The sequence below is a fragment of the Pseudonocardia yuanmonensis genome (assembly GCF_039542425.1).
Lineage (GTDB): Bacteria > Actinomycetota > Actinomycetes > Mycobacteriales > Pseudonocardiaceae > Pseudonocardia > Pseudonocardia yuanmonensis.
In genome coordinates this window covers 99,635-125,598 of the sequence record NZ_BAABIC010000018.1, presented here as the reverse complement: position 1 = coordinate 125,598, position 25,964 = coordinate 99,635, and the positions used below count along the sequence as shown (strand labels likewise).

29 protein-coding genes are annotated in these 25,964 nt (G+C 75.2%); 16 read left to right on the top strand and 13 right to left on the bottom strand.

The window, feature by feature from the left end:
- Positions 1–8: 8 nt before the first annotated feature.
- The 6 genes from ABD990_RS24395 to ABD990_RS24370 all read right to left on the bottom strand — a co-directional run bounded on the left by ABD990_RS24395 (position 9) and on the right by ABD990_RS24370 (position 2,741).
- Entirely contained in the window at positions 9–473 is a 465-nt protein-coding gene (locus ABD990_RS24395; RefSeq protein ID WP_345383064.1) for an Asp23/Gls24 family envelope stress response protein, read from the bottom strand.
- The gene (locus tag ABD990_RS24390) at positions 470–649 is read right to left on the bottom strand and encodes a hypothetical protein (protein ID WP_232872641.1); all 180 of its coding nucleotides are present in this window, start codon (positions 647–649) and stop codon (positions 470–472) included. The genes ABD990_RS24395 and ABD990_RS24390 overlap by 4 nt, the downstream gene beginning before the upstream one ends.
- The gene (locus tag ABD990_RS24385) at positions 646–1,014 is read right to left on the bottom strand and encodes a hypothetical protein (protein WP_345383063.1); all 369 of its coding nucleotides are present in this window, start codon (positions 1,012–1,014) and stop codon (positions 646–648) included. Before ABD990_RS24385 ends, ABD990_RS24390 begins: the two co-directional genes overlap by 4 nt.
- A complete protein-coding gene (locus ABD990_RS24380; protein WP_345383062.1) occupies positions 1,011–1,373 on the bottom strand; it encodes a hypothetical protein in 363 nt (120 codons plus the stop codon). Before ABD990_RS24380 ends, ABD990_RS24385 begins: the two co-directional genes overlap by 4 nt.
- The gene (locus ABD990_RS24375; protein WP_345383061.1) at positions 1,370–1,888 is read right to left on the bottom strand and encodes an Asp23/Gls24 family envelope stress response protein; all 519 of its coding nucleotides are present in this window, start codon (positions 1,886–1,888) and stop codon (positions 1,370–1,372) included. Before ABD990_RS24375 ends, ABD990_RS24380 begins: the two co-directional genes overlap by 4 nt.
- A 115-nt stretch (positions 1,889–2,003) precedes the next feature.
- The gene (locus ABD990_RS24370) at positions 2,004–2,741 is read right to left on the bottom strand and encodes a pyrimidine reductase family protein (RefSeq protein WP_345383060.1); all 738 of its coding nucleotides are present in this window, start codon (positions 2,739–2,741) and stop codon (positions 2,004–2,006) included.
- Between the two features lie 300 nt (positions 2,742–3,041).
- On the opposite strand from ABD990_RS24370, the gene ABD990_RS24365 reads away from it, so the two are divergent.
- From ABD990_RS24365 to ABD990_RS24345, 5 genes are all read left to right on the top strand, one after another.
- A complete protein-coding gene (locus ABD990_RS24365; protein ID WP_345383059.1) occupies positions 3,042–4,109 on the top strand; it encodes a FecCD family ABC transporter permease in 1,068 nt (355 codons plus the stop codon).
- A complete protein-coding gene (locus ABD990_RS24360; protein WP_345383058.1) occupies positions 4,109–5,218 on the top strand; it encodes a FecCD family ABC transporter permease in 1,110 nt (369 codons plus the stop codon). The genes ABD990_RS24365 and ABD990_RS24360 overlap by 1 nt, the downstream gene beginning before the upstream one ends.
- Complete coding sequence (locus ABD990_RS24355) at positions 5,215–6,063, top strand: ABC transporter ATP-binding protein (protein WP_345383057.1); 849 nt, start codon at positions 5,215–5,217, stop codon at positions 6,061–6,063. The genes ABD990_RS24360 and ABD990_RS24355 overlap by 4 nt, the downstream gene beginning before the upstream one ends.
- Positions 6,064–6,232: 169 nt before the next feature.
- Positions 6,233–6,613: an ArsR/SmtB family transcription factor gene (locus tag ABD990_RS24350; protein WP_345383056.1), complete on the top strand. Its 381-nt coding sequence runs from the start codon at positions 6,233–6,235 to the stop codon at positions 6,611–6,613.
- Positions 6,614–6,642: 29 nt separating this feature from the next.
- A complete protein-coding gene (locus ABD990_RS24345) occupies positions 6,643–7,491 on the top strand; it encodes a polyphosphate kinase 2 family protein (protein WP_345383055.1) in 849 nt (282 codons plus the stop codon).
- A 9-nt stretch (positions 7,492–7,500) separates the two neighbouring features.
- Here the strand turns inward: ABD990_RS24345 and ABD990_RS24340 are convergent, their stop codons facing one another.
- The 3 genes from ABD990_RS24340 to ABD990_RS24330 are packed head-to-tail and all read right to left on the bottom strand — an operon-like array spanning position 7,501 to position 10,332.
- Positions 7,501–8,496 (bottom strand): inorganic phosphate transporter, encoded by a 996-nt coding sequence (locus tag ABD990_RS24340; protein WP_345383054.1) that lies wholly within the window; start codon positions 8,494–8,496, stop codon positions 7,501–7,503.
- Positions 8,496–9,134 (bottom strand): DUF47 domain-containing protein, encoded by a 639-nt coding sequence (locus ABD990_RS24335; protein WP_345383053.1) that lies wholly within the window; start codon positions 9,132–9,134, stop codon positions 8,496–8,498. Before ABD990_RS24335 ends, ABD990_RS24340 begins: the two co-directional genes overlap by 1 nt.
- A gap of 55 nt (positions 9,135–9,189) precedes the next feature.
- Positions 9,190–10,332, bottom strand: a complete 1,143-nt coding sequence (locus tag ABD990_RS24330) for an acyl-CoA dehydrogenase family protein (RefSeq protein ID WP_345383052.1) — start codon at positions 10,330–10,332, stop codon at positions 9,190–9,192.
- Positions 10,333–10,405: 73 nt separating this feature from the next.
- Here ABD990_RS24330 and ABD990_RS24325 point away from each other — a divergent pair, with 73 nt between their 5' ends.
- The 6 genes from ABD990_RS24325 to ABD990_RS24300 all read left to right on the top strand — a co-directional run bounded on the left by ABD990_RS24325 (position 10,406) and on the right by ABD990_RS24300 (position 17,752).
- The gene (locus tag ABD990_RS24325; RefSeq protein WP_345383051.1) at positions 10,406–11,482 is read left to right on the top strand and encodes an alpha/beta hydrolase; all 1,077 of its coding nucleotides are present in this window, start codon (positions 10,406–10,408) and stop codon (positions 11,480–11,482) included.
- A gap of 65 nt (positions 11,483–11,547) precedes the next feature.
- A complete protein-coding gene (locus ABD990_RS24320) occupies positions 11,548–12,528 on the top strand; it encodes an aldo/keto reductase (RefSeq protein ID WP_345383050.1) in 981 nt (326 codons plus the stop codon).
- A gap of 94 nt (positions 12,529–12,622) precedes the next feature.
- Positions 12,623–14,068, top strand: coding sequence for an FAD-binding oxidoreductase (locus tag ABD990_RS24315; RefSeq protein ID WP_345383049.1), 1,446 nt, complete (start codon positions 12,623–12,625; stop codon positions 14,066–14,068).
- 2 nt (positions 14,069–14,070) lie between these two features.
- Entirely contained in the window at positions 14,071–15,315 is a 1,245-nt protein-coding gene (locus tag ABD990_RS24310) for a class I SAM-dependent methyltransferase (protein ID WP_345383075.1), read from the top strand.
- Between the two features lie 21 nt (positions 15,316–15,336).
- Positions 15,337–16,764 (top strand): WS/DGAT/MGAT family O-acyltransferase, encoded by a 1,428-nt coding sequence (locus ABD990_RS24305; protein WP_345383048.1) that lies wholly within the window; start codon positions 15,337–15,339, stop codon positions 16,762–16,764.
- Between the two features lie 52 nt (positions 16,765–16,816).
- Positions 16,817–17,752, top strand: a complete 936-nt coding sequence (locus ABD990_RS24300) for a GNAT family N-acetyltransferase (RefSeq protein WP_345383047.1) — start codon at positions 16,817–16,819, stop codon at positions 17,750–17,752.
- A 1-nt stretch (position 17,753) separates the two neighbouring features.
- Here the strand turns inward: ABD990_RS24300 and ABD990_RS24295 are convergent, their stop codons facing one another.
- Both ABD990_RS24295 and ABD990_RS24290 read right to left on the bottom strand, forming a co-directional pair.
- Positions 17,754–18,551, bottom strand: coding sequence for a fructosamine kinase family protein (locus tag ABD990_RS24295; protein WP_425569653.1), 798 nt, complete (start codon positions 18,549–18,551; stop codon positions 17,754–17,756).
- Between the two features lie 16 nt (positions 18,552–18,567).
- The gene (locus ABD990_RS24290; RefSeq protein WP_345383073.1) at positions 18,568–19,029 is read right to left on the bottom strand and encodes a low molecular weight protein-tyrosine-phosphatase; all 462 of its coding nucleotides are present in this window, start codon (positions 19,027–19,029) and stop codon (positions 18,568–18,570) included.
- A 21-nt stretch (positions 19,030–19,050) separates the two neighbouring features.
- Here ABD990_RS24290 and cobC point away from each other — a divergent pair, with 21 nt between their 5' ends.
- Genes cobC through ABD990_RS24270 form a run of 4 tightly spaced genes read left to right on the top strand, consistent with a single transcriptional unit; the run spans position 19,051 to position 22,772 of the window.
- Positions 19,051–20,181, top strand: coding sequence for an Rv2231c family histidinol phosphate aminotransferase CobC (cobC, locus tag ABD990_RS24285; protein ID WP_345383046.1), 1,131 nt, complete (start codon positions 19,051–19,053; stop codon positions 20,179–20,181).
- Positions 20,178–21,332: a Nif3-like dinuclear metal center hexameric protein gene (locus ABD990_RS24280; protein WP_345383045.1), complete on the top strand. Its 1,155-nt coding sequence runs from the start codon at positions 20,178–20,180 to the stop codon at positions 21,330–21,332. The genes cobC and ABD990_RS24280 overlap by 4 nt, the downstream gene beginning before the upstream one ends.
- 25 nt (positions 21,333–21,357) lie before the next feature.
- A complete protein-coding gene (locus ABD990_RS24275) occupies positions 21,358–22,095 on the top strand; it encodes a zinc ribbon domain-containing protein (RefSeq protein WP_345383044.1) in 738 nt (245 codons plus the stop codon).
- Positions 22,092–22,772 carry a histidine phosphatase family protein gene (locus tag ABD990_RS24270; protein ID WP_345383043.1) on the top strand — a complete coding sequence of 227 codons (681 nt, stop codon included), beginning with the start codon at positions 22,092–22,094 and terminating at the stop codon, positions 22,770–22,772. Before ABD990_RS24275 ends, ABD990_RS24270 begins: the two co-directional genes overlap by 4 nt.
- On the opposite strand, the gene ABD990_RS24265 is transcribed toward ABD990_RS24270, so the two are convergent.
- Positions 22,769–24,004: an ArsB/NhaD family transporter gene (locus tag ABD990_RS24265; RefSeq protein ID WP_345383042.1), complete on the bottom strand. Its 1,236-nt coding sequence runs from the start codon at positions 24,002–24,004 to the stop codon at positions 22,769–22,771. The genes ABD990_RS24270 and ABD990_RS24265 overlap by 4 nt on opposite strands.
- Positions 24,004–24,765, bottom strand: coding sequence for a sulfite exporter TauE/SafE family protein (locus ABD990_RS24260; RefSeq protein ID WP_345383041.1), 762 nt, complete (start codon positions 24,763–24,765; stop codon positions 24,004–24,006). The genes ABD990_RS24265 and ABD990_RS24260 overlap by 1 nt, the downstream gene beginning before the upstream one ends.
- Positions 24,766–24,920: 155 nt before the next feature.
- Here ABD990_RS24260 and ABD990_RS24255 point away from each other — a divergent pair, with 155 nt between their 5' ends.
- Positions 24,921–25,919 (top strand): hypothetical protein, encoded by a 999-nt coding sequence (locus ABD990_RS24255; RefSeq protein ID WP_345383040.1) that lies wholly within the window; start codon positions 24,921–24,923, stop codon positions 25,917–25,919.
- The last annotated feature ends 45 nt before the right edge of the window (positions 25,920–25,964 follow it).

The following is a 25,964-nucleotide window of genomic DNA, read 5'->3' as shown; positions in this document are numbered from 1 at the left end:
TGGCCTCCCTATCGGATGCGGGGCTGCGCGGGCCCGGTGGCCTCGCGCAGACCGGAGACGGTGACGGCGAGCGAGCGGACGCGGTAGCCGGCGATCCGCTCCAGCTCCTCGGCGATCTTGGTGCGCACCGCCGCGACGGTGTCCCGCACCGGAGCCGGGTACGCGCAGGTCAGCTCGAGCCGGACGTCGACGGCGTCGCCGCTCGCGCTGATCCGCGCCCGCGGCCCGGCGTCGCCGACCTCGACCCCGGCCAGCCGGCGTTCGCGGTGCAGCGTGCCCGGGACCAGGTCCGTCGCGTGCTCGACGAGCTTGCGGAGCACGGTGGGCGCGATGTCCAGGACGCCGCGCTCGTCGGCGTCGGGCGCCCAGCCGGGCAGCGCGACCTGGGCCGGGGCCCGGGTCGCGGGGGCCGGTGGCCGGCCGAGGGCGGGCCCGGCGGTCGGCGCCGGCGGCCGGACGGCCGGGGCGCTCACTTGTCGCGGGCCCGGCCGAGGACGCCGGACAGGTCGAGCTCGCCGTCGAGGAACCGGCCGACCGCGAGCCCGATCGCGCCGAGGACCAGCACGATGACGAAGGCGACGAACCCGCCGAAGGCGGCGGCCAGGCCGAGCAGGAGACCCGCCAGCAGGCCGGTCTGGGTGGCGTTCATTCTCGTTCCACTCCTGGATCTGGGTCGTGCCGGTCCACGCGGGTGCGGGCCCGGCGGCGGGCGGTCCGGATCGCCGCGACGACGATCCGGACCGCCAGCGGCAGGTCGGGGACGATCTCCACCGGGGCGTCGTAGCGCCGCACGTCGGGATCGGGGTGGGCGGACCCGGGCGGCCCCGTGGACCGGACGGCGTCCGCGGGACCGCCGTCCCGCGCCGCCCGGAGGCGGGCCAGGCCCTCGACGAAGGCCTCGGGGTCCCCGCCGCGGTCCGGGTGGTGGTCGCGGACGAAGGCGCGGTAGGCCGCGCGCTCCTCCCGCGTCCACGACTGCGTCCACGTCTCCGGGAGCTCCGCCCCGTCGGTCACGGCCCGATCTCCACCGACGCCACGGGGCCGACCGGCCGGCCGGGCCCGGGGTCGACGACGTCGGAGACGGTGACGTCGACCGGGCGCCCGCCCGTCACCGCCGCCACCCGCGCCCGCAGCTGGGCGACGACCTCCGGGATCGGCGCCGCGAGCGACAGCACGACGGCGACCTCGACGGGTCCGCCGTGCTCGTCGACCCGTACGCCGAGGAGCCTGCGGCCCGGCAGGTGGGTGGCGACGGCGCCGTAGAGCCCGCCGTCGAGCCGGACCACCGCGGGGTGGGCGGCCACCAGCTCGGCGACGCGGCGGGCGAGCTCGTCCGTGGTGTCCCGCGGGCCGCTCGGGTCTGTGCCGGTCACTCGACCCGCGACGGGGCCGGGGTGGCGGGCGCCGGCGGGGCCTCCTGGCCGTCCTCGTCCGGCAGGTGGATGTCGTTGACCGCGATGTTGACCTCGATCACCTCGAGGCCGGTCATCCGCTCGACGGCGGTGATCACGTTCCGCCGCACCGCCCGCGCGAGGTCCACGATGGACACCCCGTACTCCACCACGATGTCCAGGTCGACCGCGGCCTGCTTCTCGCCGACCTCGACCTGCACGCCGGCGATGTTCGACGCGCCGGTACCGCCGCCCGGGATGCGCTCGCGCAGCGCGCCGAACGTGCGGGAGAGGCCGCCGCCCATCGAGTGGACGCCCGAGATCTCGCGCGCCGCGATGCCCGCGATCTTCTGGACGACCGAGGCGGCGATCGTCGTCCTGCCCTGCGCGGTCTCCTCGGCCAGCCGACCCGGGCTGCCCGCGGTGCCCGCGGCGCCGGAGGTCGACGGGGTGGCGGCGGGGGTCCCGCCGGTGGTGCTGCCGGTGGTGCTGCTCATGCGTACTCCTCGGAGAACCGTGGGGTGCGCCGGTGTCCGGCGCCGTACACAGCATCCGACGGACCGTGCTCCCGCACGCTCACGCCACATCACCCGATCGGCGGATGTGCGGGGATTATCCCGGGGTCCGGACGTACCGCAGCAGCAGCGTGCCGTCCTCCTCGAGGACGGAGGCGAGCGCCATGCCCTCCGGCGCCCGGCCGGCCGGCCCGTGCGCGATGCGGCCGGCGTCGCCCGCCGCGAGCAGCGGGGAGAGCGTCAGGCAGAGTTCGTCGACGGCGCCGGCGGCGATCAGGTCGCCGTGCAGCCCCGGGCCGCCCTCGCACAGCACCCGCCGCATCCCGCGCCGCTCCAGCTCGCCGAGCAGGGTCGGCACGGCCAGGTCCGGCAGCTCGACGACGTCGGCGCCGGCCTCGCGCAGCGCGGCGCGCCGCTCGGGCGGGGCACCGGCGGTGGTGAGCACGATCGTCGGTACGAACGTGTCCGTGAACAGCCCGAGGTCCGGCTCGAGCGCGGCCGACCCGGTGACGACGGCGATCGGCGGGGGAGCGTCCCGCCCGATGGCGGGCCGGCGGGCGCCGCGGTAGCGCTCGGCCCGCGCGGTGCCGGCCCCGACGAGCACGACGTCCGCCAGCCGGCGCAGCGTGCCGAACACCGCCTTGTCCGCCGGCGTGCCCAGTCCGCCGGAGCGCCCGTCGACCGAGACGGCCCCGTCGAGACTGGAGACGAAGTTGACCCGCACCCACGGCCGGCCCGGATCCGGCGGGTAGGCGTAGACCCCCGGCAGGTCCTCCGGGGCGAGCTCGGCGGGGGCGGCGGGGCCGGCGGGATCCCACGGCAGCAGTCGGCGCACCGCCCCATCCCAGCACCCCGCGGGCGCGGGCGCGCCCCCGGTGCGGTCGCCGCGGGCGCGCCCCGTTGCGGTCCGGCCGGCCCCGTCGGCTCCGACCGGCGGGCCGGTGCGGCGGGGGCCGTCCGGCAGCACCCCCGGCAGCCCGGACGCGGCGGATGTGATCCACGGGAAGGGCACCAGGACTTTTCGCACGGACGGGCTAAGGCTAGCCTCACTCCGACTGAGGTTCGCCGCACTGTGGTGACCCTGTGCTCACAGACAGGCGTGCCTCACCTGTCCGGGACGATCGGAGGGCGAGTAGTGGCAGTCGGATCGGCGCCGGTGGTGCCGGCCGCCGGCGGGCGGGGACGCGCCCGTCCCCAACGGTCCCTGCGTCGCCGCCGGCTGGTCGGTCTCGGCGTGCTCCTCGCGCTCCTCGTGCTCGCGGTGCTGGCCAGCATCGCGTTCGGCACGAAGGTCATCCCGCTCTCGCACGTGTGGAGCGCGCTGGTCGCGCCGACGGGCACCGAGGACGACATCGTCATCCGCTCGCTGCGGATCCCCCGCACCGTCCTCGGCGTGCTGGTGGGCGCGGCGCTCGGTCTCGCCGGCGCGCTGATCCAGGGGCACACCCGCAACTCCCTCGCCGACCCCGGCCTGCTCGGCGTGAACATGGGGGCGGCGTTCTTCGTGGTCGTCGGGATCTACGTGTTCGGCGTGACCACGCTGTTCGGCTACGTCTGGTTCGCCTTCGCCGGGGCGATGGTCGCGAGCGTCGCGGTGTTCCTGCTCGGCTCCGCGGGCGGTCGCGGCGGTCCGACGCCGGTGAGCCTCGCCCTGGCCGGCGCCGCGCTGTCCTTCCTGCTCAGCGGCCTGGTCTCGGCGATCATCCTGATCGACACCGACACGCTCGACGCCTACCGGTTCTGGAACGTCGGCTCGCTCGCCGGCCGGGACACCGCCGTCGCCGGGCAGGTCGTGTGGTTCATCGTGGTCGGCGCGCTGATCGCGCTCGCCACCGCGCCGGCGCTCAACGCGCTCTCGCTCGGCGAGGACGTCGCCCGCTCGCTCGGCCAGTCCGTGCGCCGCACCCGGGTGCTCGGGATCGTCGCGATCACCCTGCTCGCCGGCGGGGCCACCGCGGCCTGCGGGCCGATCGGCTTCGTCGGACTGGTGGTGCCGCACGTGGTCCGGGCCTTCACCGGCCCGGACCACCGGTGGCTGCTGCCGGCGTCCGGGCTGCTCGGCGCGATGCTGCTGCTCACGGCGGACGTGATCGGCCGGCTGGTCGCCCGGCCCGGCGAGCTGCAGGTCGGCATCGTCCTGGCCCTGATCGGCGCGCCGTTCTTCATCGCGCTCGTGCGCCGCCGGAAGCTGGTGACGATCTGATGGCGGCACCCACGCAGCCCACGCTGGACCCGGCCGCGCGCGAGGTCCTGGAGCGGGTGCCCGGCCGCCGCCCCTTTCGCCGCGGGCCGGTCTCGGGCGTCTGGCGCCCGCGCAACGTGCTGGTCCTCGTGGCGTCGTTCGTCGTGCTGGTGCTCGCGGTGGCGCTCAACGTGGGCCGCGGCGAGTTCCCGATCGGCATCCCCGACGTGCTGGCCACCCTGTTCGGCGGCGGCGACCCGAGCCAGCAGTTCATCATCCTGGAGCTGCGGCTCCCGCGGTCGCTGACCGGCCTGCTCGTCGGCGGCGCGCTCGCGGTGTCCGGCGCGATCATGCAGTCGATCGCCCGGAACCCGCTGGCCAGCCCGGACATCATCGGCATCACCTGGGGCGCGAGCGCCGCGGCCGTCACGCTGATCGTGCTGGGCGGCGCCGGCCTGGTCGGCGCCCTCGCCGCCGTCGGGCTCCCGATCGCGGCGCTGATCGGCGGGCTGGTCGCCGCGATCGTGATCTACGGCCTGGCCTGGCGGAAGGGCATCCAGGGCTTCCGCCTCGTCCTGGTCGGCATCGGCATCAACGCGATGCTGGTCGCCGTCGTGAACTGGCTGCTGATCGTGGCGCAGGTCTACGAGGCCGCGCGCGCCACGGTGTGGATCAACGGCAGCCTCAACGCCCGCGGCTGGGAGCACGTGGTGCCGGTCGGGATCGCCCTGCTGGTCCTGGTGCCGGCCGCGCTGGTGCTCTCCTTCGTGATGGGCGCGCTGCAGTACGGCGACGACACCGCCCGCGGGCTCGGCGTGCGCGTGGACCGCTCCCGGAGCCTGCTGCTGCTGGTCGCGGTCGTGCTGGCCGCCGTGGCCACCGCCTCGGCCGGCCCGATCGCGTTCGTCGCGCTGGTGTCGCCGCAGATCGCCCAGCGGCTCGTCGGCTCCTCGCGCCCGCCCGTCGGCGCCTCGCTGGTGATCGGCGCCGCGCTGACCGTCCTCGCCGACCTCATCGCGCGCACGGCCTTCGGCGGCGTCGAGCTGCCCGTCGGCGTCGTGACCGCGGTGCTCGGCGCCCCGTACCTGCTCTACCTGCTCGTCAGACAAGGCCGGGAGGCCCGCGCATGACACCGAACGCCGAGACCGCCCTGGCGGAGGACACGCAGGCCCTCGTCGGGTCCGACGGCACGCGGGTGCGGCTGCGCGCCGAGGGCGTCCGGCTCGGCTACGGCGAGCGCGTCGTGGTCGACGACCTCGACCTCGACGTCCTGCAGGGCACGGTCACCGCGGTGATCGGGCCCAACGGCTGCGGCAAGTCCACCCTGCTGCGCGCCCTCGGGCGGCTGCTCAAGCCCAGTCGCGGGCACGTGCTGCTCGACGGGCGGAAGATCGACGAGATGCCCACGAAGCAGGTCGCGACCGTGCTGGGCCTGCTCCCGCAGGCGCCCACCGCGCCCGAGGGGCTCACGGTCGGCGACCTCGTCGCGCGCGGCCGGCACCCGCACCAGGCCTGGTACCGGCAGTGGTCGGGCGACGACGAGGACGCCGTGGCCGAGGCGCTCGCCTGGACCGGCATCTCCGATCTCGCCGAGCGGCCGGTCGACGAGCTGTCGGGCGGCCAGCGGCAGCGCGCCTGGATCTCGATGGCGCTCGCGCAGGGTACCGACCTGCTGCTGCTCGACGAGCCGACGACCTTCCTCGACCTCGCCCACCAGGTGGAGGTGCTGGAGCTGGTGGAGCGGCTGCACGAGGAGCGCGGCCGCACCGTCGTGATGGTCCTGCACGACCTCAACCTGGCGGCGCGTTACGCGGACCGGCTCGTGGCGATGAAGGCCGGCCGGATCGTCGCGCAGGGCCCGCCGGCCGAGGTGATCACCGAACCGCTGCTGCGCGAGGTCTTCGGGCTCGAGGCCAGGGTCATCCCCGACCCCGTCGCCGGCACGCCGCTCGTCGTGCCGGTGGGCACCCGCTGACCGCCCGCCGATCGCCCTCCTGATCGGTCACGCCGGGCCGGTTTCCCTCCGTGACCGGCCGGGAACCCCCCGGCACCCTGCCTCCGTCCCCGACGGACGGGCCGGACCACGGGTCCGGCGCAGGGAGCCGGAGACGGTGCCGGTCGTGTCGTCGAGGAGGGGTACGAGGGTGTTCCCGCAGGCCGATTCGACGCCGGAGCTGCACGGGGCGGCGCGGTCGAGGCAGGTGCTCGCCGACGTCGCCAAGGCGATGGCGCACCCGGATCGCATCTGGATCCTGCAGCTGCTGGCCGAGGGGGAACGGTCGGTCGCGGACCTGCGTGCGCGGACCGGGGCGGTCGCGTCGACGTTGTCGTCGCACCTGGCCGTGCTGCGGCACGCGGATCTCGTGACCGTGCGGCGCGAGGGCTCGGTCGTGTTCTACGCGCTGGCCGACGCCGCGTCGCTCGGCGTGCTGGAGGCGCTGCGCGAGGTGGTGAGGGGGTCCATGGACCGGCGCGACGTCGCGTTCGGGGCCACCGGGACGGCGCGCGCTGCCGCCGGCGAGTGAGCCGGTCGGCCGGCCCGTAGGGTGCCGCCATGGCGACCGCGCGCGAGACCTTCCGGGTGGCGCCCGGGCCCGTCGACCTGTCGGCGATCGATCCGCGCGGGCGCCCGCTGGGCCCGCGGGACAAGGCCGACGCCGCGCTGGCGATGGAGGACCTCGGGGCGCGGCTCGACGCCCGCCAGGAGGCCCTCTACGCCGAGGGCACGGCGGGCGGGAGGCGCGCGGTGCTGCTCGTCCTGCAGGGCATGGACACCTCGGGCAAGGGCGGGACCATCCGGCACGTCCTCGGCATGGTGAACCCGCAGGGCGTGCACGTCGCCTCGTTCAAGAAGCCGACCGAGGAGGAGCGGGCGCACGACTTCCTGTGGCGGATCCGGCGGCAGGTGCCGGTGCCCGGGCGGATCGGTGTCTTCGACCGCTCGCACTACGAGGACGTGCTGGTCGCGCGGGTGGACGGGCTGGTGCCGGAGGAGGTCTGGCAGGCCCGCTACGAGGCGATCGCCGAGTTCGAGCGGGAGCTGTCCGGCCAGGGCGTGACGGTCGTCAAGTGCATGCTGCACATCTCGGCGGAGGAGCAGGCCGAGCGGCTGCTCGCCCGGCTCGACGACCCGCAGAAGCGCTGGAAGTACCACCCCGGCGACGTCGACGCCCGGGAGAAGTGGCCCGCCTACCAGGAGGCCTACGCCGCGGCGCTCGAGCGCTGCGACTCCGACGTCGCCCCGTGGTACGTCGTGCCCGCCGACCGCAAGTGGTACCGGAACTGGGCCGTGGCCGCGCTGCTGGCCGAGACCCTCGACGACCTGGCCCCGCAGTTCCCGCCCCCGGACTACGACGTCGACGCGGAGCGGGCCCGGCTGAAGGCCTCGACCGGGATCGGATGAGCCCCCCGCTCAGGTGACGAGCGGGTGCAGCGCCCAGTAGGCCAGTGCCGCGCAGAGCGCCGCGGCCGGCAGGGTCAGCACCCAGGCCACGGCGATGTTGCCGCCCACTCCCCAGCGGACCGCCGACAGCCGTTTCGTCGCGCCCACGCCGAGGATGGAGGACGTGATCGTCTGCGTGGTGGAGATCGGCGCGGCGAACACGAACGCCGTCGTGTAGAGGATCGACGACGCCGTGAGCTCGGCCGCGAAGCCGCGCGGCGGGTCCAGGTCGATGATCCGCCGGCCCAGGGTCCGCATGATGCGCCAGCCGCCGGCGTAGGTGCCCAGCGACAGCGCGCCCGCCGAGACCAGCACGACCCACCACGGCACCTCCGAGCCCTGGTGGAAGCCGCCGACCACGAGGGCCAGCACGATCACGCCCATCGTCTTCTGGGCGTCCTGCAGGCCGTGGCCCAGCGCCATCGCGGCCGCGGACACCGTCTGCGCGATCCGGAACCCGCGGGCGGTCCGCGTCGGCCTGCTGTCCTTGAAGATCCACAGCAGCACGATCATCACGGCGCCGGCGAGGAGGAACCCGACGACCGGGGACAGCACCATCGGAATGATCACCTTGTCGAGCACCCCGCCCCACTTCACCGTGCCCGCGGAGGCCAGCGCGGCGCCGACCAGACCGCCGATCAGGGCGTGCGAGGACGAGCTCGGCAGGCCGAACCACCAGGTGATGAGGTTCCAGACGATCGCGCCGATCAGCGCGGCCAGCACCACGGCCAGCCCCGGCATGCCCTGCGGCGCCGCGATGATCCCGCTGCCCACGGTGGACGCGACCGCGGTGCCGAGGAACGCGCCGACGAGGTTCATCAGCGCCGCCATCACCAGCGCGACCCGCGGCGACAGGGCCCGGGTGGCCACCGAGGTGGCGATGGCGTTCGCGGCGTCGTGGAAGCCGTTGGTGTAGTCGAACACCACCGCCACGACGATGACGACGACGACCGCCGTGAGGAGCATCAGGCTTCCTTGACCGCGATGCTCTCGACGGTGTTGGCCACCGTCTCGAAGGCGTCCGCGGCCTCCTCGAGGGTGTCCACGACCTCCTTGAGCTTGATGACCTCCAGCACGGCAGCCGGGTCGGTGATCGCCTCGTCCGGGGAGAGCAGGCCGGCCAGGACGGCGTGGTAGGCCTCGTCGGCCTCGTCCTCCAGCGAGTTGACGTGGATCCAGTAGTCCTGCAGCTGGGCCATCTTCTCCAGCCGCGGCATCGCCTCGGCCGTGGCGGCGGCGGCCCGGCACAGGACGTCGACCTGCATGGTGATGCCCGCGGGCAGCCGCTCCAGCCGGTAGAGCACGATCCGGTCCGCCGCCTCCTCGATGGCGTCGACGACGTCGTCGAGGGAGGAGGCGAGCCGGTAGATGTCCTCGCGGTCGAACGGGGTGACGAACACCGAGTTCAGCTTCACCATGATGGCGTGGGTGACCTCGTCACCCGCGTTCTCGGCGTCCTTCACCCGCTTCGCGATCGCGGCCCGCTCCGCTGACGGTGCCGCCACCAGCTCGGCGAGCTCGTTCGCCGCGACCGCGATGTTCTCCGCGGCGCGGGTGAAGAGCGGGTAGAAGCCGCGCTCCTGCGGCGTCAACCGGAAGGCCATGGGGAGTTTTCTACCCGTTCACGCCCGGCTCACCCGCGCCGGGGCAGCCCGGGTCTCAGCCGATCAGGGCCCGGCCGATGATCTCCTTCATGATCTCGTTGGTGCCACCGTAGATCGACTGCACCCGCGAGTCGACGAAGGCCTTGGCGATCGGGTACTCCATCATGTAGCCGTAGCCGCCGTGCAGCTGCAGGCACCGGTCGACCACGCGCTTCTGCAGGTCCGTGGCCCACCACTTGGCCTTGGCGGCGTCCGCGACCGACAGCGTGCCGGCCACGTGCTCCTTCAGGCACCGGTCGACGTAGGTCCGGGTCACGTCGACCTCGGTGTCCATCTCGGCGAGCTCGAAGCGGGTGTTCTGGAAGTTCGCGATCGGGCGGCCGAAGGCCTTGCGCTCCTTCGTGTACTCCAGCGTCATCCGCAGCGCCGCGGCGGCCCCGGCCACCGCGCCCACGGCGATCGAGAGCCGCTCCTGGGCCAGGTTCTGCATCAGGTAGATGAAGCCCTGCCCCACCTCGCCGAGGACGTTGGCGGCGGGCACCCGGACGTCGGTGAAGCTCAGCTCCGCCGTGTCCTGCGCCTTCATCCCGACCTTCTCCAGCCGGCGGCCGCGCTCGAAGCCCGGCATGCCGCGCTCGACGCACAGCAGCGAGAAGCCGCGGGCGCCGGCCTCGGGGTCGGTCTTGGCGACCACGATCACCAGGTCGGCCAGGATGCCGTTGGTGATGAAGGTCTTGGCGCCGTTGAGGATCCAGTCGTCGCCGTCCTTCTTGGCGTTCGTGGTGATGCCCTGCAGGTCCGAGCCGGTGCCGGGCTCGGTCATGCCGATGGCGGTGATGATCTCGCCGGAGCAGAAGCCGGGGAGCCAGCGCTGCTTCTGCTCGTCGTTCCCCAGGCGGAGCAGGTACGGGGCGACGACGTCGTTGTGCAGCGGGAAGCCCAGGCCGCTGGTGCCGGCCGCGGTGATCTCCTCGAGGGCCACGGCGTTGTAGCGGAAGTCGGGGGTGCCGCCGCCGCCGAACTCCTCGGGGACGTCCGTGCCGAGCAGGCCGGCCTTGCCGGCGGAGAGCCAGATGTCGCGGTCGACCTGCCCGTCCTTCTCCCACTGCGCGTGGTGCGGGACGACCTCCTTCTCGAGGAAGGTGCGGACGAGGTCGCGGAACGCGTCGTGTTCGGCGTCGAAGATGTCGCGCTGCATGACGGGGAGTGTCACATACTCGCGGGTAACCCTGCGGGCCGTCCGCGGCCCGCGCAGGCCGTAGGCTGCCGCCGTGCTCCGTGCGCTGTCCGACGAGCTCGGGTCCCGCCTGGGTGCCGCCGTCGCCAACGCCTGGGACCGGACGGTCGCCGGCGGGGTCGCCGACCTGCGCCGGATGCCGTGCACCGAGGTCGCCCGCGGCCCGGGCGGCACGCTGTACCGCTACGACCCGCTGCCGGGCGTGGCGCCCGCGGGGCCCGCCGTGCTGCTGGTCCCGCCGCTGGGTGCCCCCGACTTCGCCTACGACCTCCGCCGGGACTGTTCGCTGGTCGAGCACCTGCTCGGCGAGGGCCGGCCGGTGTATCTCGTCGACTACGGCCCGATCGCGTTCGGGCACCGCCGGCTGGGCATCGAGCACTGGGTCGACGACGTGGTGCCCTGGTCCGTGCGCTGCGTCGCGGACCTCACCGACGGGCCGCTGCACCTGGTCGGCTGGTCGCTCGGCGGGCTGTTCTGCCTGCTCGCCCTGGCCGCCGCCGAGGAGGCGGGGGAGCCGCTGCCGGTGTGTGCGGTCGCGGCGATCGGCAGCCCGGTCGACGTCACCGCGGTGCCCCTGGTCGCGCCGCTGCGCCCGCTGGCGGAGGTGGCCGGCGGCCGGGCGGTGTCCGCGCTCTACCGCGCGGTGGGCAGCTGGCCGGCGCCGCTGGTGAGCACGGTGTTCCAGCTGACCACGGTGGACAAGATGATCACCAAGCCGCTGGCGGTCCTGTCCCGGCTCGACGACCGGGACACCCTCGCCCAGATCGAGGCCGTCGACCACATGATGCGCAACATGCACGGCTACCCGGGCCGGGTCTTCGGCCAGCTGTTCCACCTCTTCCTGCGCAGCAACGACCTCGCCGCCGGCAGCCTCGAGCTGGCGGGCCGGCGGGTGTCCCTCGCCTCGGTGAAGGTGCCGGTCCTCGTCGTCGGCGGGCGGGACGACGTCATCGCCCCGCTGCGCGCGGTCCGCCGCGCCGTCCCGTTGCTGTCCGGCGCTCCCGAGGTGCGGTTCGAGACCGCGCCGGGCGGGCACCTCGGCGTCCTGACCGGGCGCAAGGCGCGGACCACCACCTGGCCCGCGCTCGACGCCTTCCTGGCCGAACACTGACCCCGTTCCTGAGGGCCCACTGAGTGGGACTTCGGGCTGTGGCGCCCCGTGGGCACACTGGGGCCATGCGCCATGTGGAGAACATCGGAACGCAGAAGCCGTACTCGGTGATCGGGCTCGGGACCTGGCAGTTCGGGTCCAAGGAGTGGGGCTACGGCGGCGGGTACGACGAGCGGGAGGCCGGCCGGATCGTCGCCCGGGCCCGCGAGCTCGGCGTCACCGTCTTCGACACCGCGGAGGTGTACGGGTTCGGACGCTCCGAGCGCATCCTCGGCAAGGCGCTGGCGGAGACCGGCGGGACGGACGACGTGGTCGTCGCCACCAAGATCTTCCCGGTGCTGCCCACGGCGGCGGTGGTGCAGCAGCGCGGGGTGGCGAGCGCACAGCGGCTGGGCGTGCGGACCCTCGACCTCTACCAGGTGCACCAGCCGAACCCCGTGGTCGGCGACGGCACCACCATGCGTGGCATGCAGGCGCTGCGGGACGTCGGCGTGGTCCGGGACGTCGGCGTGTCGAACTACAAGCTCGCCCGCTGGAAGTCCGCGGAGGCCCGGCTCGGGTCGACGCTCCTGTCCAACCAGGTGCAGTTCAGCCTGGTGCAGCGCGCCCCGCTGGCCGAGATGCTGCCCTGGGCGCAGCGCACCGGGCACGTGGTCATCGGCTACAGCCCGCTGGCGCAGGGCCTGCTCTCCGGCCGGTACGACCGCGACCACCGCCCCACCAACGGTGTGCGCGCGGCCAACGCGATGTTCCTCCCCGAGAACCTCGACGCCGCGAAGCCGCTGCTGGACACCCTGCGGGACGTCGCCTCGGCACACGACGCCACCCCGTCGCAGATCGCCCTGGCCTGGGTGGTGCACCCGCCGAACGTCGTCGCGATCCCGGGGGCGTCGAGTGTGGAGCAGGTGGAGAGCAACGTCGCCGCCGCGGAGATCCGCCTGACGGACGACGAGTACGCGGGACTCACCGCCGCGGGCGAGGCCTACCAGCCGCTGACCGGCATCCCGGCGCTGCCGAAGCTCGTCGCGTCCCGCCGGCGCGGGTGATCGGTCCGTTTCGCCGCGCTTGTGCGCCGGTCGAGTGACGGAGTAGGCCGCGTAAGGCCCTGACGGCGGCGCGTTCCGGCGTTAGCGTGGCCGCGTGAGCACGGTCGAGCGGGTGGGGGCGGGTCCGGCGTCCGATTCGGGGGATCCGGCCGCGGGTCCGGCCGCGGGTTCGGGGGCGGCGTCGGAGGCACGGCGGCGGCACGACGCCACCGTCGACGAGCTCGTCCGCGCCTACCGCGCGGTCCCGGCCGGCACTCCCGTGCGGCTCGGCAAGCGGACGTCGAACCTCTTCCGGTTCGGTACGCCCGCCCCGGATCCGGTGCTGTTGGACACCTCCGGGCTCGCGGGCGTGATCGAGGTGGACCGGGCGGCCCGCACCGCGGACGTGCAGGGCATGTGCTCCTACGAGGACCTCGTCGCGGCGACCCTGCCGCACGGGCTGATGCCGCTGGTCGTGCCGCAGCTGAAGACGATCACCCTCGGCGGCGCGGTGACCGGGCTGGGCATCGAGTCGACCTCCTTCCGGCACGGCCTGCCGCACGAGTCGGTGCTGGAGATGGACGTCCTCACGCCCGCGGGCGAGCTGGTGACCGCCGCGCCGGACACCGAGCACGCGGACCTCTACGCCGCCTTCGCCAACTCGTACGGCACGCTCGGCTACGCACTGCGGCTGCGCATCGAGCTGCAGCCGGTGAAGCCCTACGTCCGGCTCACCCACCACCGCTTCCGTACCGCCGAGGAGGCCACGGCCGCGCTGGCGGCGTTCGCCCGGCCGGACGGACCCGCGGACTTCGTCGACGGCACCGTGTTCTCCGACCGCGAGCACTACGTGAGCGTCGGGCGGTTCGTCGACGTCCCCACGCCGGGCGCGCAGGTCTCCGACTACACCGGCATGGACGTGTTCTACCGGTCCCTGCAGCGGCGGCCGGTCGACCACCTCACCGTGCACGACTACCTGTGGCGCTGGGACACCGACTGGTTCTGGTGCTCGCGCGCCTTCGGCGTGCAGGTGCCGGCCGTCCGACGCGTGTGGCCGAAGCGGTACCGGCGGTCCGACGTGTACCGCAGGCTCGTCGCGCTCGACCAGCGGTACCAGGCGTCGAACACGGTGCGGCGCGCCCTCGGCCGGCCCGAGGAGGAGATGGTGGTCCAGGACGTCGAGATCCCGACGCCCCGCCTCCCCGAGTTCCTCGCGGCCTTCCACGAGCACGTGGGCATCGCGCCGGTGTGGCTCTGCCCGCTGCAGCTGCGCGGGGACCGCACCTGGCCGCTGTACCCGATGGAACCGCACACGCCGTACGTGAACGTCGGCTTCTGGTCGTCCGTGCCGGTCGGGGCGGACCGCGAGGAGCACAATCGCTTCGTCGAGCGGCTGGTGGCCGATCTGGACGGCCACAAGAGCCTGTACTCGACCGTCCACTACGGCGAGACGGAGTTCTGGGAGCGCTACAACGGCACGGCCTACCGGGCCGTCAAGCAGCGGTACGACCCGGCGGGGCGGGTACCGGATCTGTTCACGAAGGTCGGAGGGGGAGCATGAGCATGCGGGTCGCGGAGGTGTTCGGGCACGTCATCGGGGCGGGCGCGCCCATCCGGCTGATCGCCTACGACGGCAGCAAGTCCGGCCCGGACGACGCCGAGGTGGCGCTGCGGATCGAGTCGCCGCGGGCGCTGGCGCGGTTGGCGTCGGCGCCGGGCACGCTCGGCCTGGCCCGGGCGTACGTGACGGGCGAGATCGAGGTGGAGGGCGACCTCTACACCGCGTTGTCCGCGCTGGCGGACATCACCCTGCACGGGGTCTCCAAGGCGGACTTCGCGAAGCTGCTCGCGACCGTCGGTCCCGTGTGGCTGAAGTACCGGCCCGCGCCCCCGGAGCTGGAGGCGCGGCCCCGTGGGCGGCTGCACTCGAAGTTCCGGGACAGCCAGGCCATCTCGCACCACTACGACGTGTCCAACCGCTTCTACGAGTGGGTGCTCGGGCCGTCCATGACCTACACCTGCGCCGCCTACCCGCGCCCGGACGCGACGCTCGAGGAGGCGCAGGAGGCCAAGTACGACCTGGTGGCGCGCAAGCTCGCGCTCGAGCCCGGGATGCGGCTGCTCGACGTCGGCTGCGGGTGGGGCGGGATGGTCCGCCACGCGGCCCGGATGGGCGTGCACGCGCTGGGCGTGACGCTCTCGAGGAACCAGGCCGAGTGGGCGCAGGCGGCGATCCGGCGCGAGGGCCTCGAGGAGCTCGCCGAGGTCCGGCACCTCGACTACCGGGACGTGCCGGAGAGCGGGTTCGACGCGGTCAGCTCGATCGGGCTCACCGAGCACATCGGCAGGAAGCAGCTCGGCTCCTACTTCGGCTTCCTGTACGGGAAGCTCCGCCCGGAGGGCCGGCTGCTCAACCACTGCATCACGCAGCCGCACACGGTGAACAAGCGCAAGGTCGACCCGTTCATCGGCCGGTACGTGTTCCCGGACGGCCAGCTCGAGTCGCCCGGCCTGCTGATGACCGAGATGAACGACGCGGGCTTCGAGATCCGGCACGAGGAGAACCTGCGCGAGCACTACGCGCTCACCCTGCGGGACTGGGGCGCCAACCTCGAGGAGCACTGGGACGAGGCCGTCGCCGAGGTCGGGATCGGCCGGGCCCGCGTGTGGCGGCTGTACATGGCCGCCTGCCGGCTCGGGTTCGAGCTCGACAACATCCAGCTGCACCAGATGCTGGGCGTGAAGCTGGGCGAGCACGGCGCGTCGGGCATGCCGTTGCGGGGCTGGCGGGCCGAGGGCGTGTGGTGAGCGCGCACTAGGGTTCCTCCCGTGCCCGAGCGCCTGTCGCCCCTGGACGCCTCGTTCCTGTTCATGGAGGAACGCACGACGGCGATGACCGTCGGCGGGGTGATGACCTTCGAGACCGGGGCGGACGGCGCCTTCGACGTCGACGCCTTCGTCCGGCTGATCGGCGAGCGGCTCGCCCTGGTGCCGCGGTACCGGCAGAAGGTGCGCGAGGTGCCGGGGCGGCTCGGGCTGCCGGTCTGGGTCGACGACCCGGACTTCGACCTGAGCTACCACGTCCGGCGCTCGGCGCTGCCCGCGCCGGGCTCGGACGTGGCGCTGCGCGAGCTCGTGGGGCGGCTGCTGTCCCGCCAGCTCGACCGGTCCCGCCCGCTGTGGGAGATCTACCTGGTCGAGGGGTTCGAGGGGCACCGGCTGGCGGTCGTCACCAAGACCCACCACGCCATGGTCGACGGGCTGGCCTCGATGGACATCGGCGCCGTGCTGCTCGACACCACGCCGACGCCGCGCGCGGTCGACGCGGACGACTGGCGGCCCGCCCGCGAGCCGAGCGGCCTCGAGCTGGCCGCCTCGGCGGTCGTGGAGAACATGCTGCGCCCGCGCAGCGCGCTCGACGCCGTCGCCCGGTCGGCTGCGGACGTGCAGCAGGCGGTGTCCTCGGTCCGGCGCTCACTGGGCGGCCTGGCCGACGCCGTGCGGACGGCCCGGCACGGCCGCCCGGTCGGTGCCCTGAACGCGCCCATCGGCGAGCAGCGCCGCTTCGGGATGGCCCGGACCTCGCTGTTCGAGCACCGGGTGATCCGCCGGCGGCACGGCGCGGGCGGCGGCTCGGTCAACGACGTGATCCTCGCCGTGGTGGCGGGGGCGTTGCGGCGCTGGCTGATCAGCCGCGGCGAACCGATCTTCCCCGACTCGGTGGTGCGGGCGATGGTGCCGGTGAGCGTGCGCGGCCGCCGGGGGGCCGCCGTGTCCGGCAACCAGATCTCCGCGGTGTTCGTGGAGCTGCCGGTCGGGATCGAGGACCCGGTCGAGCGGCTGCGGACGATCGCCGCGCAGATGGAGGCGCGCAAGCGGTTCGGCCGCTCGGCGGGCACCACCGCCGTCGTCGGGCTCGCCGGGCTGACCAGCCCGACCGTGCACCAGATGGGCGCGCGGCTGTCCTCCCGGCTGTCCTCGCGGTTGTTCAACGTCGTCGTCACGCACGTGCCCGGGCCGCCGCGCCCCCTCTACGCGATGGGCGCCCGGATGCGGGACATGTACCCGGTCGTCCCGCTGGCCCACGGGCAGGCCGTCGCCATCGGCGTGACCTCCTACGACGGCACCGTCTGCTACGGACTCAACGCGGACCGTGACGCCCTCCCGGACGTCGACACCCTGGCCGCAGCGATCGACGATTCGCTCGCCGAGCTCAAGGAGGCACCGGCCGCCGAGGCGGAGCGCACGTCCGGCTGAACGGGGCACCGCACCCCTTCCCGCGGGGCAGGTACGCGTGCATCGTTCGCGCATGGGTCCACGCACGCCCCACCCGGGGGAGCCCGAGATTCGGCCGCTGGGCGAGCAGGATCTCGACGCCGCGGACCGGATCCAGCGGCGGGCCTTCGCCGCGCTCGTCGGGGGCGACGACCAGCGGGACGCCGAGCTGGTGCGCACCCGCTGGGCCGCCGGGCACGTCGCGGCGCTCGGCGCGTTCGCCGACACCGGCCTGCAGGGGTCCGTGTTCGCGACGCGGTGGGGCAGCGTCGGCTTCGTCGGGCCGCTGTCGGTGGAGCCGGAGCTGTGGGAGCGCGGCGTCGGGTCGCGGCTGTTCGCCGCGGCCGACGGGGTGCTGCGGGAGTGGGGCGTGACCCACCGCGGGCTCTTCACCTTCGCGCACAGCCCCCGCCACCACCGCCTCTACCAGCGCTTCGGGTACTGGCCGCGGTTCCTCACGGCGCTGATGTCCCGCCCGGTCCCCGCGCCGCCGGCGGCGGAATGGATCTGCGGGTCGGCGGTCGACCGGGAGGTCCTGACCGCGGGCGCCGCCCGGCTCGCCGACGCGGTGTACCCCGGCCTCGACGTCGGCGGCGAGATCGCGGGCGTGCTCGAGCAGAAGATCGGCGACGTGGTGCTGGTCGGCCCGGCCGCCGCGCCGGCCGGGCTGGCCGTGGTGCACGACGGGCCGGGGTCCGAGGCGGGGTCGGGCGTGGCGTACGTGAAGGTCGGGCTGGTCCGCCCCGGTGCGCGGGCGGACTTCGCCGCGCTCGTCGACGCCTGTCTGGCCCACGCCTCGCTGATCGGGGCGGAGCGGCTCGTGGTGGGCGTCAACACCGCCCGTCACCGCGCCTACCGGCTCCTGGTCGCGCGGGGCTTCGCCACGGACGTCCCGGGCGTCACCATGCACGCGCCCAACGAGGCCGGCTACGACCGCGAGGACGCGTTCGTGATCGACGACTGGCGGTAGGTCAGGCGCGGAGGGCGGCGTGCGCGGCCGCCATCGCCCGGCTCCCGTACCCGCCGCCGAACAGCACGGTGTGCACCAGCAGCGGGAACAGCTGGTGCAGCGGCACCCGCGCCCGCCAGCCCTCGGCGAGCGGCGCCACCTCGGCGTAGGCCGCCAGCACCCGCCCGAGGTGCGGGAGGCCGAACAGCGCCAGCATCGCGAGGTCGGTCTCGCGGTGCCCGCCGTGCGCCGCGGGGTCGATCAGCCACGCGCCGTCCGTGGACCACAGGACGTTGCCCGACCACAGGTCGCCGTGCAGCCGCGACGGCGGCTCGGGCGGCCCGGCCAGCTCCGGCAGCCGCCCGCACACCTCGTCGAACACCGCGGTGTCCGGCAGGCCGGCGCGCCGCGCGTAGGCCAGGACCCGGTGCTCGGCGTACCACTCCGGCCACGACTCGACCGGCACGTTGCGCATCCCGGTGTCGCCGATCCAGGCGTCCGCCGGGCCGCCGGGCGGGGGAGCGCCGAAGGCGGGCGCCCCGGCGTCGTGCAGCGCGGCCAGCCGCCGGCCGAACTCCTCGGCGGCGGCCGCCGACGCACCCCCGGCCGGGATCTCCCGGGTGACCAGCCACTCCGCGTCGGCGGCGTACACCTCGGGCACGGGCGGCCCGCCGGGCACGGCCAGCCACCGCAGGCCGGCCGCCTCGGCCGCCACGGACGGCCCCCGCTTGACGACGGCGGCCCGCCCGTCCGGCAGGGTCACCCGCCGGACCCCGCTCCCCGGACCGAGGACGCCCGGGTCCAGCCCGACCGCGGCCAGCGCGCCCACGGGCGCCTCAGAGCTCCTTACGGACCCGCTCCAGCAGGCCCGGCACCGCCGCCCGGATCATCCGCAGCACCTCGTCGAAGCCGTCCGGGCCGCCGTAGTACGGGTCCGGGACCTCGGCGTCGTCCGAGGCGTCGGGGTCGAAGGAGCGCAGCATGACCACGCGGTCCGGCTCGGGGACGGAGTCGCGCAGCGCGCGGCGGTGCCCGTGGTCGAGGGCGACGATGACGTCCGCGGAGAGCGTGTGCGAGTCGATCTGGCGGGCGGTGTGGGCGGTGTCGTAGCCGTGCCGCACGAGGACCTCGGCCGCCCGCGGGTCCATCGGCTCGCCGACGTGCCAGCCGCCCGTCCCCGCGCTGGTCACCTCGACACCGGCCGCCAGCCCGGCGTCGTCGAGCGCGGCGCGGAACACCTTCTCCGCCATCGGGGAGCGGCAGATGTTGCCGGTACAGACGAAACTGACATGCACCAGGCCACCGTAGGGTGCCCCGGTATGGAGGGTGTTCCGGAGCCGCCGGAGGAGATCAAGGCCACTGTGTCCGGATCGCGTGTCGTCGCCGCGCGTCCGGACCCGGACACCCTGCGTGATCCCCTGCGCCACCACGGGGACGCCGAGGCCGCGGCAGGGCTCGTCGACTTCGCCGTCAACGTGCAGGGGGACGCCCCGCCGGCCTGGCTGCGCGCCCGCCTCGCGGCCACACTCGACGACCTGGCCCGCTACCCCTCGGCCGGTCACGACCTGCGCGCCCGGGAGGCCGTCGCCCGCCGGCACGGCCGGGAGCCCGACGAGGTGCTGGTGCTCGCGGGCAGCGCGGAGGGGTTCGCGCTGCTCCCGGCCCTGCGGCCGAGCCGGCCCGTCGTCGTGCACCCCGGGTTCACCGAGCCCGAGGCCGCCCTGCGCGGCGCGGGCCTCCCGGTCGGGCACGTGTTCACCGCGGAGGCGGACGGGCACCGCCTCGACCCGGCGGCCGTGCCGGAGGAGGCCGACCTGGTCGTCGTCGGGAACCCGACGAACCCGACGGGCGTGCTGCACCCGGCCGCCGACCTGCGGGCCCTGGCCCGGCCCGGCCGGGTCCTGGTCGTCGACGAGGCGTTCGCCGACGCCGTGCCCGGGGAGCCGGAGTCGTTGGCGGGGGAGCGCCTGCCCGGGCTGCTGGTCATGCGCTCGTTGACCAAGACCTGGGCACTCGCGGGGCTACGGGCGGGGTACGCGCTCGGTGATCCCGCGCTGCTCGCCCGGCTGGCGGCCCCGCGGCCGCACTGGCCCGTCGGCACCCTCGGCCTGGAGGCGGTGATCGCCTGCTCCGAGCCCGCTGCGGTCGCCGAGGCGGCGCGGGCTGCCGGGGAGCTGGCGGAGCACCGCCGCGTGCAGGCGGCGGCCCTGGCCCGGGTCCCCGGCGTCGCGGTGCTGCCCGGCGTGGCGCCCTACCTGCTGCTGCGGCTGCCCGCCGGCCGCGGCGCGGAGGTGCGGGAGCGGCTGCGGGACGACGGGATCGCGGTGCGCCGGTGCGACACCTTCCCCGGCCTGGGGCCCGACCATCTCCGGGTCGCGGTGCGGGAGCCCGGCCGTGCGGCGCTCCTGGTCGAGGCACTGGCCGCCGCCCTGGTAGGTGTAGCGGCGTGAGCGCGCACCCCCCGCCGACGCTGGCCGACGTCACCGCCGCCCTCGAGGCCGCCTACCCGCCCGGCCTCGCGCAGGACTGGGACGCCGTCGGCCTGGTCTGCGGCGACCCGGCCGACCCGGTGCGCCGCGTGCTGGTCGCCGTCGACGCCGTGGCCGAGACGGTCGACGAGGCGCTGGAGACCGACGCGCAGCTGCTGGTCACGCACCATCCGCTGCTGCTTCGCGGGGTGCACGGTGTCGGGGCCGACACGCCCAAGGGCGCGCTGCTGCACCGGCTGATCCGCGGTGGGGTGGGGCTGTTCACCGCGCACACCAACGCCGACTCCGCCGACCCCGGCGTGTCCGACGCGCTGGCCGAGGCGCTGGGCCTGCGGGTGGTGGCCCCGCTGCAGCCGCAGCCGACGGACCCGCTGGACAAGATCGTCGCGTTCGTGCCGACGGGGCCGGCGCTGCGGAGCGTGCACGAGGCGCTGTCGGCGGCCGGCGCGGGCGAGATCGGCGACTACAGCCACTGCTCGTTCGCCACCGCCGGGACCGGCCAGTTCCTGCCGCACACCGGCGCGCACCCGGCGATCGGCGAGGTCGGGAAGCTGGAGCGGGTCGCGGAGACCCGGCTGGAGATGGTCCTGCCGCGGCACCGCCGCCGCGCGGTGGTCGAGGCGCTGCGCGCGGCCCACCCCTACGAGGAGCCCGCCTTCGACGTGTTCGAGCTGGCCGCGCTGCCCTCGGGGCGCGGGCTCGGCCGGGTGGGCGAGCTGCCGGAGGCGGAACCGTTGTCCGCCTTCACCGAGCGGGTGGCGGCGGCCCTGCCGCGCACCGCGTGGGGCGTACGCGCGGCGGGCGACCCGGACCGGCCGGTCCGCCGGGTCGCGGTGTGCGGCGGCGCGGGCGACTCGGCGCTGTCCGCGGCGGTCGCGGCCGGGGTGGACGCCTACGTCACGGCGGACCTGCGCCACCATCCCGCGTCCGAGCACCTGCTGGCGGGGTCGCTGCCCGGGAGTCCGACGCCCGCGCTGGTCGACGTCGCGCACTGGGCGTCCGAGTGGCCCTGGTGCGCGCAGGCGGCGGCCGTCGTCGAGAAGGCGCTGGGGGGTAGCGTCGAGACCCGCGTGTCCCGGCTCCGGACCGATCCCTGGACCCTCGGCGCGTGAGGACCCGACAAGGAGGACGAGGGGCGTGAAGGCCGATCCCGCCGCGCAGCGGCGGCTGCTGGACCTGGCCGAGGTCGACGCCGAGCTCACCCGGCTCGCGCACCGGCGCCGGGCGCTGCCCGAGCACGCGGAGCTGACCGAGGCCGAGACGCGGGTGCGGGCGAGCAAGGACGCCGTGGTCGAGGCCGAGACCGCGGCGGGCGACCTGGACCGCGACATCCGACGGCTGGAGCGGGACGTCGAGGGCGTGCGGGCGCGCACGGAGAAGGACAGGGCGGTGCTCGCGGGCTCGGGTGTGAGCGCCCGGCAGGCGGCCGACCTGCAGCACGAGCTGGAGACCCTCGCCCGCCGGCAGGCCGTCCTCGAGGACGAGCAGCTGGAGGTCATGGAGCAGCGCGAGGCGCTGGGCGGCAACCTCGACCACGCCCGACGGGTGCTGGCCGAGGCCGAGGAGCACCTGCAGGCCGTCACCGCCCGCCGGGACACCGCGCTCGCGGACATCGAGGCCGGCGAGGCCGGTCGCCGCCGGGACCGGGAGGCGATCCTCCCCGACCTGCCTGCCGACCTGCTCGGCGTCTACGAGAAGCGCCGCGAGCAGGGTCGGGCCGGCGCCGGCCTGCTGCGCGAGCGGCGCTGCGGCGCCTGCCGCCTCGAGCTCGACCGCACCTTCCTCGGCCGGGTCAGGGCGGCCGCGGCCGACGACGTCGTTCACTGCGAGGAGTGCGGCGCGATCCTGGTGCGGACGGGGGAGTCCGGGCTGTGAGCGCCTCCTCCGGCACGCCGTCGGGTTCGGCCGCCTGGACCGGGCAGAAGGGCGCACCCACCCGGATACTGCTGCTCCGGCACGGCCAGACGCCGCTGTCGGTGGAGAAGCGCTACTCCGGGCTGGGCGACCCCGCGCTGACCGAGCGGGGCGAGGCGCAGGCGGCGGGCGCGGCCGCGCGGATCGGCGCGCTCGGCGGGGTGGACGCGATCCTCACCTCGCCGCTGCGGCGCGCCCGGCAGACCGCCGAGGCCGTCGCCGCCGCCACCGGGCTGCCGGTGCAGGTGCGGGACGGGCTGATCGAGACGGACTTCGGCGAGTGGGAGGGCCTGACCTTCGTCGAGGCCCGCGAACGCGATCCCGCGATCTTCGCCCGCTGGCTGGGCAACACGGACGTGGCCCCGCCCGGCGGGGAGAGCTTCGACGAGGCCGGGGCCCGGGTCGCCGCCGAGCGGGCCAAGATCGTGGCCGACCACCCCGGGCAGACGGTCGTCGTGGTCAGCCACGTCACGCCGATCAAGCTGATCCTGCAGGAGGCCCTGGCCAGCGGCCGCTCGATCCTCTACCGGCTGCACCTGGACCTCGCGTCGCTCTGCATCGCGGACTTCTTCGCGGACGGCGGTGCGTCGGTCCGGCTGGTCAACGACACCTCGCACGTGCCCGGCGACCCGAGCTAACCGACCAGGCTCCACACCGCCCACAGGGCGGCCGTCGCCGCGGTCAGGGCGACGGGCACGGTCAGCAGGCCGACCGCCGTGAACGTGCGCAGGCGCGGCGTCACGGGCAGGACGCGGCGCCACAGCAACGTGGCGAGGGAGCCCACGTACGTGAGGTTGGGGCCGATGTTCACCCCGAGCAGCAGCGCGAGGACCAGTGCTGGGTGGGGCGCCGGGCCGAGCGCGGCGATCAGCACGAGCGTGGCCGGCAGGTTGTTGACGACGTTGGCCAGCAGGGCCGCCACCGCCGCGACCCCGAGGAGCCCGGGGAAGGTCGGCGCGTCGGGCAGGACCCCGGCGAGCCGGCCCGCCAGCCCGTGCCCGGCCACCGCGGCGACCACCACGCCGAGCGCCAGCACGAACAGGCAGAACAGCGGCGACGTGCCGGCGACCAGGCCGGCGACGCGGATCTCGCGGCGCACGAGCGCCCGGACCGCGAGCACCACGGCGCCCGCCGCCGCGACCCACACCGGCTCCACCCCGAGCGGCGACGACGCGGCGAACCCCGCCAGCGTGAGGGCCAGGACGACCAGGGCGAACCGGGGCGTCCGATCGCCCTCGCCCGACATCGGCACCGGGACGGCCGCGGCGAGGTCGATGCCGAAGAACCGGCGGAGCACCCCGTACTCCACGGCGAGGGTGACCAGCCACGGCAGCAGCATCAGCCCCGCGAAGCCGAGGAACGACAGCCCCGACGCCTCGAACACCAGCAGGTTCGTCAGGTTCGACACCGGCAGCAGCAGCGACCCGGCGTTGGCGAGGTGGAGGCAGGCGTAGGCGTGCGGTCGCTCCGGCAGCCGCAGCCGGGCCGTCGTCGCCAGGACCACGGGGGTCAGCAGCACGACGGTCGCGTCGAGGCTCAGCACCACGGTGACCGCCGTCGCCGCGGCGAAGACCAGCCCGAACAGCCGCGGCGCCCGGCCCCGGGCGGCCCCGGCGAGCCGCCCGCCGAGCCAGGTGAACACGCCCTCGGCGTCCGCCAGCCTGCCGAGCAGCAGGATCGCGGCCAGGAAGCCGACGGTCGGGCCGAGCTCGCCGATCTCCGCCCACGCCGCGTCCCACGGCAGGAGCCCGAACGCCACGACGAGGACCGCCGCCGGGACGGCCGCCACCGCCTCCGGGAGGCCCCGGGGCCGCAGGACGGCGACGGCCAGCACGATCGCGAGGAGCGCGACCGCGAGGGCGAGCCCCATCAGGTGACGAGGAGGTACACACCGACGGCGAGCCCGAGCGCCACCACGCACCAGCGCAGGACGTTCTCCGGCATCCGCCGCGCGATCCGGGCGCCGAGGTAGCCGCCGACCAGGGTGGTGGGCGCGAGGACCGCGACCGCCGTCCAGTCCACGGGGGCGCGGAGCCCGAAGATCACCACGGTGACCGTCGCGGCGACGAGCGAGAGCAGACCCTTGAGGGCGTTGAGCCGGACGAGGGTGTCGTTGGCCAGCAGCGACAGCACCGAGATCAGGAGGACGCCGAGCGCCCCGCCGAAGTAGCCGCCGTACGCACCGGCGAGGAACACCGCCGGGAGCAACCAGGCGGTCCGGTCGGGCGCCTCGGGGTCCGGGGTGCCGATCCACCGCTTCAGGTAGGGGCCGAGCGCCATGAGGACGCTGGCCAGGATGACCAGGGCGGGGACGACGGCGTCGAACACCGAGCCGGGCAGGACCAGCAGCAGGATGCAGCCCACGACCGAGCCGAGGGCGGCCACGAGGCAGGTCAGGACGATGCGGCGGCGCTGTTCGCGCAGCTCCCGCCGGTTGCCGACGACGATCCCGACATAGCCCGGCCACTGGGCGATGGAGTTTGTGACGTTCGCGGCCAGCGGGTTCAGGCCCACGGCCAGCAGTGCGGGGAAGACGAGCAGGGAGCCGCCGCCCGCGACCGCGTTGACCGCACCGGCCACCAGCCCCGCGGCGAGGAGGAAGACCAGCTGACCCGGCGACGCGCCCACCACGGCCGGAACAGTAGACGGGCGCTCGGCGTGCCGCTCGGCCGTCGTCCGTAACGTCCGGATGCCGGAGGTGCGACTACTGCATTGCGCAACGGTCGGGGGTCGGGCGCACCATGGGGGTCCGCGGGATCATCGGTCCCGCGCGGGGGGAGGTCGCGATGTCGCAACGATGGGGCGTGGTGCTGGCGACGGTGCTCATCCTCGCCTGGTGCGTCGTACCGATCTGGATCCTGCTGCAGCGACCCGGGGCCGCGACGCGCGCGGTGCGGGCGGCGGTGGCCGGGGTGGTCGCCGTCGTCGGGCTCGGGGCGCTGCTGGCGGCGTGGGTCGGGACGTCGGCGGGCGAGCACACGCTGCGCACCTTCCTGACCGGCCCGGCGGCGACGACGGCCCGCCCGCCGCTGGCCGCGCCCGCGCCGGGCGTTCCCTCGACGACGTCGACGGACACGACGCTCCCGTCGACCTCGTCCACGGGGAGCACGGTGGCCGCGACCGCGGCGGCTCCGCAGCCGGTCGCCGCTCCGCCGGCCCGGGGCGCGGCGCCGGACACGGAGGAGGCCGGCGACGGGGACGAGGCGGGGGACGAGGCGCAGGACGCCGGGCACGAGGGACGGGTGCTCGCCGAGGCGGCGTCGCAGCCCCGCGGGGCGGCACCGGCCGGTCGCCGCGCGGTGTCCGCGCCCGGTGCCGGCGAGCAGCACGCGCCCGCGGCCGAGGGCGCGCCGGCGTGGCACGAGGCGCTCCCGGTCGCGCCGCCCGCCGGGCAGGGCCCGACCGGTCCTCCTTCCGCAGGTCAGACGGGTCCGACGCCCACCGCGCCGGTGCTGCCGCCGAGCACCGTCCCGACCACCCCGGCGAGCTCACCCCCGACGACCCCGCCGACGACCCCGCCGACGACCCCGCCGACGACCCCCCCGACGACCCCGCCCACGACGGTGACGACGGCGCCCCTGACGCCGTCGCCGACGAAGACCCGCCCGGCCCGGCCCACGGGCACCACCGCGACCGAGGGCGCACCGGCCACGACCGCGCCCACCCGCACCTCGACCGCACGTCCGACGCCGAAGCCCACGCCTCGGCCGACACCGACCACCCTGCCGACCACGCCCGCGGCCGTCAGCCCGACCACGACGACGACCACGCCGCCGACCTCCTGACCGGGTCACACCCGCGCTCCGCCCCCGCCGGTCCCCGCGCTAGCA